Genomic DNA, 13684 nt, shown 5'->3' with positions numbered 1-13684 from the left:
TATATGAAGAAAGTTGGTTTTTTTCAATCTATTCATTTAAAATTTGTGCTTATATATATGCTATTAATATTAATAGCGATGCAAGTTATTGGAGTGTATTTCGTAAGGGAATTAGAGAAGAGCCTAGTACAAGGTTTTAGGGATTCTTTAACGCAGCAAACAAACTTATTATCATATAATTTGAAGCAAGAGTTTAAAAAAAGTTATACAAAAGCAGAAACAGAGTCAACAGATGAAACGATTAAAACTTCAATTCGAAAATTTGCCTCTGATCAGAAGAAAGTTATACAAGAGGTAAGCGTATTTGATTCGCATAGAAAGTTACTGGCTATTTCAGATGAATCAAAGCAGAATAAGGTGAATCGAACATCAACTGATATAGCTGTTCAGCGAGTGTTAGTACAAAAAAAGCCGGAAGTGAAAATTGAGAAGGATGGTAGTACAGGTCATCGTGTTCAAGTTATGCTTACTCCGATTCTAGATGATAACGGTAAGGATGCGCTTGGTGTTATTTACATTGTGGCATCTATGGAAGATGTATATAAACAAATGAAGGATATAAACCAAATTTTTGCTACTGGAACAGTAATTGCTTTATTAGTAACGGCCGTACTTGGAATTTTATTGGCTCAAACAATTACAAGACCAATTTCAGATATGCGGAGACAAGCAATCGAAATGGCAAAAGGAAATTATTCGAGAAAAGTAAAAGTGCATAGCCATGATGAAATTGGACAACTGGCATTATCCTTCAATAATTTATCAAAAAAATTACAACAAGCTCGTTCTTCTACGGAAAGTGAAAGGCGTAAATTATCATCTGTTTTATCACATATGACAGATGGAGTAATTGCTACTGACCGAAAAGGGGATATTATTTTACTAAATGACCCTGCGGAAAAGATGTTAAATGTTTCTCGTGAAACAGCGCTCGATCAATCTGTTTTAGAGGTATTAGGGATACAGGAAGAATTTACGCTCGATCATTTATATGAAGAGCCAGATTCTGTTTTATTAGATTTTAGTACGAGAAACGAACCATATATTTTACGTGCTAGCTTCTCTGTTATTCAAAAAGAAACAGGGAAGGCAAATGGCTTAATTGCTGTACTATATGATGTAACAGAGCAGGAGCGTATAGAACGGGAACGCCGTGAGTTTGTGGCGAATGTCTCTCATGAATTAAGGACGCCATTAACGACGATGCGCAGTTATTTAGAGGCACTTACAGATGGAGCGTGGCAGGATCCGAATATTGCACCACAATTTTTAACGGTTACACAAGAAGAAACAGAAAGAATGATTAGACTTGTAAATGCGTTGTTACAGCTATCTAAACTTGATAGTACAGAGCACCGTTTAATGAAAGAATGGGTCGACTTTACTGATTTCTTTAATAATGTTATTGATCGCTTTGAAATGTCTAAAGAGCAAAATGTAAGTTTCAAACGATCTTTCTCTAAAAAATCTAGGTTTATTGATATGGATACTGACAAAATTACTCAAGTGCTGTATAACATTATTTCTAACGCATTAAAGTATTCACCAGAAGGTGGAACAGTAACATATCGTTTACGTGATCGCGGTGATTTATTAGAAATTAGCGTAAGTGACCAAGGAATGGGTATTCCAAAAGAAAACGTTGATAAAATCTTTGAACGTTTTTATCGCGTAGATAAAGCTCGTTCAAGACAAATGGGTGGTACGGGACTTGGATTAGCAATTGCAAAAGAAATGATTGAGGCACATGGTGGCTCTATTTGGGCGAAGAGTGAAGAAGGAAAAGGGACAACTATTTATTTCACGTTACCAATGGCAGCAGATGAAGAGGACGATTGGGAATGAGTATGGAAAACTTTAAAACAATAGTTTTAATTAACCTAGTTGTAATTAGCCTATTTCTTACTTTTAACCTATGGACGTATGTGCCAGATTCTACATCCATGCAAAACGCGAAATTTGTACAGGGGAATGAAGGAATGAACCAAACTAAAATTTCCGATGTTGTCCGTCCTACTTCTATCATCGTGCATAAAGATAAAAATCATTATGGGAGCAGAAGAGAGGCAGATATAGAATCAATCTATAAGCCTCTGGAAGTAGGGGAACTACATGATTTTAGAGAGATATCAATCACTAAGGGTGATTTCCTTTCATATGTGCATGGTGAAGGGAAAGTTGAACTGGTTTTCCCTACCGACATCCCATTTGATGCAGTTAAATCCATGTTTAACATGAAAGAGAAGAGTACAGATAAGCCTAAACACTTTAATCGTATTCTCCTCGATCCTTCTCGAAGTAAGGATCAAGAAATTAAAATTAACTTTGTTTCTGATGGTGATAACTTTAAAATATATGAGGCAAAACTAAGTGGTGTGTATTTAAAAGATATTGTAAATGCCCAAAATCAATTTATAGTATCAGCAAAGCCTTATTTTGATTATCAACTCAATGATATGAAAAAGTTATTTTTACCAGATGGAACGACAGAGTTAAACAATATAACATATATTTCATCTAATTTAGCAGTTGATACGTTTAAGAATGCTCTGTTTAGTGATCCTCGTTATTTAAGTCCGATTACCGAGATGTCGAAAGAAACATTTACAGATGGTATTAGATCCATGGAAATTGAAAACGATCGTCACATGCTAAAGTATAAAAACTCTTCTGTCTTAACTGAGAAAACGATAGATAATTTAATGCTTTTACAAAAAAGCTTTGAATTCGTAAGTGGTCACAGTGGGAGTTTGGATTCATATCGTTTGGACTATATGAATAAAGGAGAGACAGTATTTCGTTTAAATGAAGATGGATATTCAGTATTCAATGAAGATGGATTAGCTGAATTGAGACAAATATGGGGATCAGAAGAAGTAATGGAATATGAAAGACCGCTGCTGTCTTTAAATACTAAAGGTATAGAACAGAAGGTTACTCTTCCGTCAGGGCATGTTGTAATAGCATCCCTAGAAAATAATCCAGAGATAAAGAAACAAGTAATTAAGGATATTGGCATTGGATACAAGTTATCACTAGATGGGCAAGTAGTTCGACTACAACCAATTTGGTATGTAAAGCTTGTTGAAGGTGAAACAGGTAAACAGAAAATCTATGAGTGGAGTGAGGGAGGACTAAATGGATTGGGATCGGATTAAAACCATATTTATTGTGACCTTTTTTGTTTTGGACCTCTTTCTCATTTTTCAATTCATTCAAAAGCAAGATAGTAATCAATTGGAGCTTATTGCAGAAACAAAGATAGATCAAGAATTAAAAGCAAACAAAATTACTATGGGGAATATCCCTAAAGAACCGAAAAAAGAGTCGTTTATTAGAGCGGAAAATAAAGCCTTTAAAGAAGAAGATATACAGTCTTTGAAAAATCAAACGGTGCATATACAAAATATGTATAAGATAGAAAGTAAGCTAAAAGAGCCTTTTTTAAATACGAAATCATTATCAAAAGATAAGTATAATGAATTTTTGAAGAACTATGTATTAGATGGACAAAAGTATGAATTTGGAGCGGTGAAAGACTCTAAAATTTATTTCTTTCAAAAATATAAAGATAAGCCTATTTTCTATAATAATCAGGCGATGATTGTTGTGGAATTAAATGAAAAAAATGAACTTGTTTCATATACGCAGACAATGCTAACTGATTTAAAAGAAATGGGCGAAGGTGAAAAAACGAAAGACCAAGAAATTATTACGGCTCAAACAGCTTTAGAAAATTTGTATTTAAAAAATAAAATTCATGGAAATACGCATGTTAAAGAAGCACAAATTGGTTATGCCACTCTTACCGCATCTACTTCTAATAACCAAGTACTTGCTCCAACGTGGAATTTAAAAACGGAGCAGAAGCAGGACTTCTTTGTGAATGCAATTGAAGGACAAGTTATGGAATTAGGGGAAAAGGAAAATCAAGTGGTGGAAGAACATACTGGAGTGAGAAAGAATGGGGTTGCATTTTAGCGTACTTGCAAGTGGAAGTACAGGAAATATGCTATACGTAGGAACCGATGAAAAAAAATTACTAGTCGACGCAGGTTTAAGTGGTAAGGCAACAGAGGCTTTATTTAAACAGGCAGAACTGAATATAAATGATGTATCAGGTATTCTTGTAACGCATGAGCATAGTGATCATATTAAAGGATTAGGTGTATTGGCACGTAAATATGATCTACCTGTTTATGCGAATGAGAAAACATGGAATGCAATGGAACATTTAATAGGAAATATCCCAACTGAGCAAAAGTTCATTTTCTCAGTTGGGGATGTGAAAACATTTGGTGATATTGAAGTCGAGTCATTTGGAGTTTCTCATGATGCAGCAGAACCGATGTTTTATGCTTTCCATAACAATAATAGAAAATTAGCACTTATTACAGATACGGGATACGTAAGCGACCGTATGAAGGGCGTTATTAAGGGAGCTAATGCTTTCGTATTTGAAAGTAATCATGACGTAGAAATGCTTCGTATGGGACGTTATCCATGGAGCATTAAACGACGTATTTTAAGTGACGTTGGGCATGTTTGTAATGAGGATGCTGCATTAGCGATGGCAGATGTAATTACAGATGAGACAAAGCATATTTATTTAGCCCATTTAAGCTTAGATAATAACATGAAAGAACTAGCGCGTATGTCAGTATCACAAGTATTAGAGGAAAAAGGATTTGGAGTGGGTGAATCCTTTGAAATTCACGATACAGATCCAAAAATGCCTACAAAAATTCAATACGTATAATTCTTCATTTTAGTAAACAATAAAGGTGAATATAGTTGTTTTCAGGAAGATAGGTGAACAAATATGTCCTTTATTGATGAAGAAAATTATCGTATGAAACGTGCAGGAAAAAAGAAGCACAAAGGTATAGTTCTTTCTAGTATAGCGGGAACAATTGTAGGAGCTTCTTTATTTGCGTTTGGAGCGCCTTTATTTTCAAATTCTGCTGATACGCTTCCGCAAGCTGAAGCAAGCGGAAGTAATATGGCGGAAGCTCAAGGGATTAAACAGATTAGCTTTGTAGATGCTGTTGATCGTGCATCTGAAGCTGTTGTGGGTGTTATTAACATTCAACGAGATAACTTTTCAGAGGCAGATTCAGAGGCCGGTACAGGATCAGGAGTAATTTATAAAAAGACAGATGGTCAAGCTTATATTGTAACGAATAATCATGTTGTAGCTGGAGCGAATCGTATTGAAGTAAGTCTAAGTGACGGTAAGAAGGTTCCTGGAAAAGTATTAGGAACCGATGTAGTCACAGACTTAGCAGTATTAGAAATAGATGCAAAGCATGTGAAAAAAATAATTGAAATTGGCGATTCTAATACTGTTCGTAGAGGAGAGCCAGTCATTGCGATTGGAAACCCACTTGGGCTGCAATTTTCTGGAACAGTTACACAAGGTATTATTTCAGCTAATGAACGTATTGTCCCTGTAGATTTAGATCAAGATGGACATTATGATTGGCAAGTAGAAGTGTTACAAACAGACGCAGCGATTAATCCGGGTAATAGTGGCGGTGCACTTGTAAATGCAGCAGGACAATTAATTGGTATTAATTCAATGAAAATTGCTGCAAAAGAAGTAGAAGGAATTGGCCTTGCTATTCCGGTGAATAGAGCTGTTCCGATTATGAATGAACTTGAGAAGTATGGAAAAGTAAGAAGACCGTATGTTGGGATTGAACTTAGGTCATTAAATGAAATTCCAAACTATTATTGGTCAAAAACATTACATTTACCAGGTACTGTAACAGAGGGAGTTTGTATTTTGGATGTGAAAAGTCCTTCGCCAGGTGCGGATGCTGGTTTAAGAGAACATGATGTTATTGTGGCGGTAGATGGAAAACCGATTCGCGATATTATTGGATTCCGTACGGCCTTATATGATAAGGAAATTAATGATAAAATGACTCTTACGTTTTATCGTGGTACAAAAAGAGTAACAACAACAGTAAAATTAGGCATTCAAAAGTATTAAAAACAGGAGGGCCTACCTCCTGTTTTCTATTGTAGAAAAGTGAGGCGAAGAAAATGAATTTACCTTGTTGTTTAGAACATGTTGAATTAGCGTTAGATATTATTGTGGATGAGTGTGAAGTTGCGCCAGTTATCAACAATGTGGATAACTCAGAAAAAGAGAAAAAAACATGTGAATTTTGTCAAAACGAGGCGACATATGTTGTATCGAACGCATATTCTCACACAATATGTAGGTAGTATTTGTGGATATGTGGATAAGTTTTGTGGATAACATGTTTGTAAGGTGGAGGATGCGTGTGAATATCTCGATTATTTCAATTGGGAAATTAAAAGAAAAATATTTGAAACAAGGTATAGCAGAATACTTAAAACGATTATCTGCATACGCAAAAGTAGAAGTAATTGAATTGCCTGATGAAAAGGCGCCAGAAAATTTAAGTGAAGCAGAAATGTTAATTGTAAAAGAAAAAGAAGGTATACGTATACTGGATAAAATTTCTGATGACACGCATGTGATTGCATTAGCTATAGAAGGAAAGCAAAAGTCATCAGAAGAATTTGCGGTAAGTCTAGATCGCCTTGCTACATACGGAAAGAGTAAAGTCGCATTTGTAATTGGTGGATCACTTGGACTAAGCTCAGAAGTGATGAAGCGTTCAAATGAATCACTTTCTTTTTCAAAGATGACATTGCCACACCAATTAATGCGATTAGTGTTGCTTGAGCAAGTGTATAGAGCGTTTCGGATTAATCGTGGGGAACCGTATCATAAGTAATGTATTTATGTAAAACACTGATATTATCATATTTATTTTATTATGCCTATAACTGGAGGCTATGTGAATGGTAAGTGATCAGACGAGATATTCTAGGCTCGCAAATATAACAAAAATAATAAATACAAAATTAGAACTACGTGAAGTATTGCAGCGTGTGACAATGGCAATATCAGAGGAAATTGTTAGGTGCGATGCTGTTGGAATTTATTTACCCCAGGAAGATGGAACATTTAGAGGGTTTGCAGGAAAACCAGAGACTATAAACGGCGTAACGCTTGATACTCAAGTAATTGATCCTGAAATAGACTTACTGGCAAAAGAAGTTATTAAAACGAAAAAAACCATCTATATTCCTGATACCTCAAAGGATCATCGACCGGATCCGAGACCGGTTGATGCATTCAAAATTAAGTCCTTATTAGCTCTGCCTATCTCATTTGGGCAAGAGTTATTTGGTCTGGTTTTTTTATTTGATTATGGAATTCCGATGAACTTAACAGATTCAGAAATTCAAAGTGTTGAAGCTTATGTAAATATGGCTGCGGTTGCAATTCAAAACGCAAATAATTTAAAACAAAAGGAAAGCCTTATTGCTGAGAAGCAGCTATTATTAAATGTTACACGTGATTTATCAATGTGTTCCTCGATACAGGAGAGCTTTGATAAATGCTTTTTTTACTTAGAACAGATTTTAGAAAGTAAAAATATGACTGCCCATCTTCTAGATCCCCTAGAAAAAACAACAATCAAAACAACGAAATTAAGTAAGGGCTGTGATTGGACAGAAGCGGATTGGACAGAGCAAAGCTATGAAGCCAAGATCCAAGAGGTTATTCAAACAAAAAATATAGATAGTAAGGGTCTATTGATGATTCCATTGGTTTCAATGGGAGAAGTATTAGGGGTAATCGTCGTTGGCAAAGAAGGAAAAGTTCACAATTATGATCATTCTCAACTTCAACTAGCAAAATCTATCGTTGATGCCACAGCCCCTACGTTTTCGAATTTGTTATATATGGATCAACTAGAAAGCATAGTGGAAGAGCGAACGAGAGAGCTAGCTGCTGCTAATGAAAAAGTTACAAGTGTGATTGAATGTATTACGGATGGATTTTTTATTTTAAATAATAAATGAGAATTTACGTACGTAAATAAGCACCAATATTTTCCGCAAAGAAAAACAGCAAAAGATGTATTAGGAAAGAATATATGGGATGTTTTCCCGAGTGAAATCGACACAATTATGTATGAGGAATTTCATCGTGCGATGTCAGAGCGAACTACAGTTCATTTCGAATTTCTTTCTACTGCAGATGAATATTGGCACGAAGTTATTGCATACCCATATGATGATGGTATTTGTTGTATTTTTAAAAACATAACGGAAAAAAAGAAATATGAACAGGAATTGAAAAGATTGTCCAACATAGATTTAATAGGGCAAATGGCAGCAGGTATCAGCCATGAAATTAGAAATCCAATGACAACAGTACTAGTATTTTTACAGTTATTAAAAGAAGAGAATATCTATGAGAAACATAATAAGTACTTTCATTTAATGATTGAAGAACTTAACCGTGCCAATTCTATTATTACTGAATTTCTCTCAATGGGTAATACAAGGAAATTAGATTTGCAGATGTTAGATTTAAATTCAATTATCCGCGATATTATTCCTTTAATAAAGGTTGATACGCATAATCAAAATAAATATATTCAAGTCGATACAAATGACATTCCGGAATTACTTTTAAATCGTAATGAGATAAGGCAATTATTAATGAATCTATATCGTAATGGTTTAGAAGCGATGAGTACAGGGAAAGTTCTAACCATTAGCACTTACAAAGAAGGTCAAAATTGTGTGGTGCTTGCAGTGCGGGATCAAGGAAAAGGTATCAGGCCTGAAGTATTAGAGAAATTGGGTACGCCATTTTACACGACCAAAGAGAATGGAACTGGATTGGGGTTAGGTATATGTTATGCCATTGCTGCTCGCCATAATGCAAAAGTAGAAATTCAAACAGGATCGGAAGGCACTACTTTTTTTGTTAAATTTGATTATAAAAATAATAAAAAATAAGCTTATTTAGAATAGTTATGATGAACCGTATCATAAATAAATTTATTCTTTGCATATAAAAGGATAAAAAGACCATTGGACAAAAATTACCGATGGTCTTTTAAATATTATTAGATGGTATGTAGATTTCCTAAAATAAGTATGTTTCTATTTCCATAAAAATATGCTGTAATATGAAGAGGAAAAAGTATAAGTAGTTAGAGAAGTGAGGAATTAAAGGTGAAGAAGTTTAAGAAGTTTTACTTGGAGATTACGAGTGTATGTAATCTTGCGTGTAGCTTTTGTCCGCCGACGGAAAGGCAGAAGCAATTCATTTCTGTGGAGGATTTTGCTAAAAGATTAGACCAAATTAAACCTCACACAGACTACATTTATTTGCACGTGAAGGGTGAGCCGTTGCTCCACCCGAAAATAGATCAACTATTAGACTTAAGTCATGAAAAAGGGTTTAAAGTTAATATTACAACGAACGGAACGTTAATTAATAAGAGAAGACATAGGCTGTTAAATAAACCTGCGTTAAGACAAATGAATTTTTCACTGCATAGTTTTGATGGACATCCAGGTTCGCAAGATAAAGAGGGCTATGTAAGGAGTATACTTTCCTTCATTAGGGAAGCGACAAGTCAATCAGATTTAATTGTATCGTTAAGGTTATGGAATTTAACTCAGGATAATAAAACAAATGCTGAAATCCAGAAAAATAGAGAGTTATTATCTATAATTGAAAATGAATTTGATCTATCTTATCAAATTGAAGAGAAGCTTACACCAGGAAAAGGTATAAAAATTGCAGAACGTGTCTTTATTAATCAAGACTATGAATTCCAGTGGCCAGCATTACATGAAGAAGAGGATGATGGGAAAGGATTCTGTCATGGACTTCGTAATCAAGCGGGTATTTTAGCGAATGGAACAGTTATTCCTTGTTGTTTAGATGGTGAAGGGATTATTAACCTTGGGAATATTAATAATGATTCATTTTCTAACATTATCGAAGGTGAAAGAGCAACAAACATTGTCGATGGATTTTCGAAAAGAGTTGCGGTTGAAGAACTTTGCAGGAAATGTGGATATCGCAAACGGTTTGGGAAGTAAATATGAAATAAGCCCTCATAAAGCGAGGGCTTATTTTTTATACTTGATAAGAATGCTCTAATTTATCAAGTAATGAACCAACGTAAGAAACAGCTTTACGGATTGCATCTGGTTTTGACATATCTACTCCGGCATGTTTCATTGTACCACCAGCGATCAATAGCAGGTTGTCCTTCCTCTTTAATCATTTGAGCTACTGCAGTAGATGCAGTGTGTGCTGCCTTTTTTGTAGTATTTCTAGTAACGATTTAAGGAAAGGTTCAAGTTTTGTTTCTTCAGTTAAATATTTTTCAATTGTTCCTTCGCCGAATATGAGGATTTCATTATGAATAAAGGATAGTGCAGTATGTACTTTCGTCCATAAAGCAGAAATTTTGGAAGAGTTCGCTTGAATACTTGGATTTGTACGATCAGTAGATTCTTTTAAATTTGCATATGAGTACAGTTTTGTTAACGTCATTAAAAGCTCTTCTTCTAAAAGTAGGCAATTTAATAAAGTGTGGGAGCTAGTATGTAAATGCCCTTTAAATGAATCAAGTTTCTGTATATCATTTTCCAATGCGTTTAATGCAGTATGCCATTCGGCATCAGAATTATACAAATCGGATAAATTCCATGTTAGTTCAGCAGGTACCTCTGCGCGATTAAGACGATTTTCTATTACATTTTTCAAGTCGTATATCCTCCTTATTAAGACTATCTAAAAATATAATGATAGAAAATTCGGTTAAATTAAAATATTTTTCATTTTTATATACAAAAAAGAAGGACAAGCATGAAAATGCTTGTCCTTCGAGTTAATTTAAGAATTAATATACTTTGTCACCATTGAAAATCGAGTTTTTCACGACAACATAATCTACAGTACGAATAGCATCTAATTTTGTTCCACCAGCGTAAGAGATAGAAGATTGAAGATCTTGTTCCATTTCGATTAACGTATCTTCTAAAGAACCTTTATGCTCAACGAACATTTTCTTACCTTCAACGTTTTTCTTCTCACCCTTTTGGAATTCAGAAGCAGAACCGAAGTATTCTTTATAAAGTTTTCCATCTCTTTCAATTGTTTCTCCCGGAGACTCTTCGTGACCAGCGAATAGAGAACCGATCATGACCATAGTTGCCCCAAAGCGAATAGATTTAGCTACGTCGCCGTGTGTACGAATACCACCATCAGCGATAATTGGCTTACTTGCAGCTTTTGCACACCAGCGAAGTGCAGCTAGCTGCCAACCACCAGTTCCGAAGCCTGTTTTAATTTTAGTAATACAAACTTTACCAGGTCCAATACCAACTTTTGTTGCATCGGCACCAGCATTTTCTAATTCTCTTACCGCTTCTGGAGTTCCAACGTTTCCAGCGATAACGAAGCTCTCTGGTAAATGTTTTTTAATATGTTGAATCATGTTGATCACAGCATTAGAATGACCGTGTGCGATATCAATCGTGATATATTCAGGTGTAAGTTGCTCAGCAGCTAATTGTTGTACGAATTCATATTCGTCCTCTTTTACACCAACGCTGATAGAAGCGATTAACCCACGTGATTGCATATCTCTAATGAATGAGATTCGTTTCTCTGGTTGGAAACGATGCATGATATAAAAGTAGTTGTTCTCAGCTAAATAAGTTGCAATTCTTTCATCAATAATCGTTTGCATATTTGCAGGCACGACAGGTAATTTAAATTTATGTTTTCCTAAAGTGACAGTTGTATCACATTCAGAGCGGCTATTTACAATACATTTTGCAGGAATTAATTGAATATCTTCATAGTCGAATACGTTTTCCATCATTTACACCCCTAAAATACGAATATTTTATTTTTATTAATTAAAAATGTTCGTCCATAGGATAATTTACATTATTTTTATTAAGAAGTCAAAGGATTTCTTAACATTTTTTGAAAAAGTAGATTTTATATCTGGAAAACAACGTTAAAAACGAATTTAAAACGTTTTTTCGTTTGTATTGTTCGTTTATGAAAAAAGTTGAAAAATTAAGATAATTATACAAGGTTGTATGTATTCTTTTTATTTTTTTGAGTGGATATAGGATACTATGAAAAGGTTAATGCTAACAATACGAGCAAAAGATGTTATCAAGTAGTTGAACAATATATGAAATGAAAAGGTTTATTTCTATATAAAAAGATGAATCTGGCATGATTCACCTTTTATGTGAGGTTTCAAGTATAATAAGTAGGGTGATAGTAACGTATACAAAAGATAAAAAAGAAAATAATACAGAATAAAATGAGGTTAATATATGAGTAAAAAAAGTTTTTCTAATTATAAATTAAGTAAGGAAATTGTAAGGGCACTTACTGGGTTAGGATATGATCATCCAACAGAAGTACAAGGAGAGGTTATTCCAGTTGCATTACAAAAGAAGGATCTTGTTGTGAAGTCCCAGACTGGAAGTGGAAAAACCGCTTCATTTGGTATTCCACTTTGTGAAATGGTGGAGTGGGAAGAGAATAAACCACAAGCATTAGTTTTAGCACCAACGAGAGAGCTTGCAGTACAGGTAAAAGAAGATATTACAAATATAGGTCGATTCAAAAGGATTAAGGCTGCGGCAGTTTATGGGAAATCTCCATTTGCACGTCAAAAATTAGAATTAAAGCAAAAGACACATATTGTAGTTGGGACTCCTGGTCGTGTGTTGGATCATATTGAGAAGGGTACCCTTTCTTTAGAGTGCTTGAAGTATTTAGTTATTGATGAAGCAGATGAGATGCTAAATATGGGCTTTATCGATCAAGTAGAGGCAATTATTGATGAATTACCTACAAAAAGAATGACAATGTTATTTTCAGCAACACTTCCAGAAGATGTTGAGAAATTGTCTCGTACATATATGAATTCACCAACTCATATTGAAATTAAAGCAGCTGGGATTACGACGGATAAAATTGAACATACTCTTTTTGAGGTGATAGAAGATGAGAAGCTTTCACTACTTAAAGATGTAACAACGATTGAGAATCCTGATAGCTGTATTATTTTCTGTCGTACACAAGAAAATGTAGATCATGTATATAGACAATTAAAACGAGCTAACTATCCTTGTGACAAAATACATGGTGGTATGGTACAAGAAGATCGTTTTGAAGTCATGGATGATTTTAGAAAAGGAAAATTCCGTTATTTAGTAGCAACAGATGTAGCTGCGAGAGGAATAGATATTGATAATATTACACATGTTATTAATTATGATATTCCACTTGAAAAAGAAAGCTATGTACATCGTACCGGAAGAACGGGACGAGCTGGAAATAGTGGAAAAGCTATTACATTTATAACACCATATGAAAATAGATTTTTAGAAGAGATTGAGGAGTATATTGGATTTGAAATTCCAAAGGCGATTGGACCCTCAAAAGAAGAAGTTATGAAAGAGAAAGCTGCATTTGAAGAAAAGATACATGCTAAACCAATTATAAAGAAAGATAAAAATGCAGACATCAACAAAGGCATTATGAAGCTGTACTTTAATGGCGGGAAGAAAAAGAAAATTAGGGCGATAGATTTCGTCGGTACAATTGCTAAAATTAAAGGTGTTACAGCAGAAGATATAGGTATTATTACGATACAAGATAACGTTTCTTACGTTGAAATATTAAATGGAAAAGGACCACTTGTCTTGAAAGTCATGAAGACTACAACGATTAAAGGGAAACAACTAAAAGTTCATGAAGCAATTAAGTAAATAAAAAACT

At 34.4% G+C, this 13684-nt stretch carries 11 protein-coding genes and 2 pseudogenes; 10 read left to right on the top strand and 3 right to left on the bottom strand.

All coding sequences use genetic code 11. The annotated features are described in order from the left end of the window. The first annotated feature begins 3 nt into the window (after positions 1–3). The 9 genes and pseudogenes from walK to AXW78_RS26205 all read left to right on the top strand — a co-directional run bounded on the left by walK (position 4) and on the right by AXW78_RS26205 (position 9960). Positions 4–1845, top strand: coding sequence for a cell wall metabolism sensor histidine kinase WalK (gene walK, locus AXW78_RS26245; RefSeq protein WP_000755369.1), 1842 nt, complete (start codon positions 4–6; stop codon positions 1843–1845). Then, positions 1842–3158: a YycH family regulatory protein gene (locus tag AXW78_RS26240; RefSeq protein ID WP_061884822.1), complete on the top strand. Its 1317-nt coding sequence runs from the start codon at positions 1842–1844 to the stop codon at positions 3156–3158. The genes walK and AXW78_RS26240 overlap by 4 nt, the downstream gene beginning before the upstream one ends. Next, the gene (locus AXW78_RS26235) at positions 3139–3981 is read left to right on the top strand and encodes a two-component system regulatory protein YycI (RefSeq protein WP_061884821.1); all 843 of its coding nucleotides are present in this window, start codon (positions 3139–3141) and stop codon (positions 3979–3981) included. The genes AXW78_RS26240 and AXW78_RS26235 overlap by 20 nt, the downstream gene beginning before the upstream one ends. Continuing rightward, positions 3965–4759 carry an MBL fold metallo-hydrolase gene (locus tag AXW78_RS26230; protein ID WP_000522837.1) on the top strand — a complete coding sequence of 265 codons (795 nt, stop codon included), beginning with the start codon at positions 3965–3967 and terminating at the stop codon, positions 4757–4759. The genes AXW78_RS26235 and AXW78_RS26230 overlap by 17 nt, the downstream gene beginning before the upstream one ends. A 63-nt stretch (positions 4760–4822) precedes the next feature. Further along, positions 4823–5998, top strand: a complete 1176-nt coding sequence (locus AXW78_RS26225) for a S1C family serine protease (protein WP_000008030.1) — start codon at positions 4823–4825, stop codon at positions 5996–5998. Between the two features lie 53 nt (positions 5999–6051). Beyond that, positions 6052–6237, top strand: a complete 186-nt coding sequence (locus AXW78_RS26220; RefSeq protein ID WP_061884820.1) for a CxxH/CxxC protein — start codon at positions 6052–6054, stop codon at positions 6235–6237. A gap of 59 nt (positions 6238–6296) precedes the next feature. Continuing rightward, positions 6297–6776, top strand: coding sequence for a 23S rRNA (pseudouridine(1915)-N(3))-methyltransferase RlmH (gene rlmH / locus AXW78_RS26215; protein ID WP_001027003.1), 480 nt, complete (start codon positions 6297–6299; stop codon positions 6774–6776). A 67-nt stretch (positions 6777–6843) separates the two neighbouring features. Then, positions 6844–8862 (top strand): annotated as a pseudogene (locus AXW78_RS26210) (GAF domain-containing sensor histidine kinase). Between the two features lie 219 nt (positions 8863–9081). Continuing rightward, positions 9082–9960 carry a radical SAM/SPASM domain-containing protein gene (locus tag AXW78_RS26205; protein ID WP_000713633.1) on the top strand — a complete coding sequence of 293 codons (879 nt, stop codon included), beginning with the start codon at positions 9082–9084 and terminating at the stop codon, positions 9958–9960. Between the two features lie 37 nt (positions 9961–9997). On the opposite strand, the gene AXW78_RS26200 is transcribed toward AXW78_RS26205, so the two are convergent. The 3 genes and pseudogenes from AXW78_RS26200 to guaC form a co-directional block, all read right to left on the bottom strand. Further along, positions 9998–10102: an oligoendopeptidase F gene (locus AXW78_RS26200; RefSeq protein ID WP_230876865.1), complete on the bottom strand. Its 105-nt coding sequence runs from the start codon at positions 10100–10102 to the stop codon at positions 9998–10000. A 66-nt stretch (positions 10103–10168) separates the two neighbouring features. Further along, positions 10169–10633, bottom strand: a pseudogene (locus AXW78_RS26195) (oligoendopeptidase F); the annotation flags it as partial. A gap of 136 nt (positions 10634–10769) precedes the next feature. After that, positions 10770–11753, bottom strand: a complete 984-nt coding sequence (guaC, locus tag AXW78_RS26190) for a GMP reductase (protein WP_000432447.1) — start codon at positions 11751–11753, stop codon at positions 10770–10772. 475 nt (positions 11754–12228) lie between these two features. Here guaC and AXW78_RS26185 point away from each other — a divergent pair, with 475 nt between their 5' ends. Next, the gene (locus AXW78_RS26185; RefSeq protein WP_000039366.1) at positions 12229–13674 is read left to right on the top strand and encodes a DEAD/DEAH box helicase; all 1446 of its coding nucleotides are present in this window, start codon (positions 12229–12231) and stop codon (positions 13672–13674) included. The last annotated feature ends 10 nt before the right edge of the window (positions 13675–13684 follow it).

Origin of the sequence: Bacillus thuringiensis (assembly GCF_001595725.1) — a bacterium.
Classification (GTDB): Bacteria; Bacillota; Bacilli; order Bacillales; family Bacillaceae_G; genus Bacillus_A; species Bacillus_A thuringiensis_K.
This window is presented reverse-complemented; position numbering and strand designations above follow the sequence as displayed.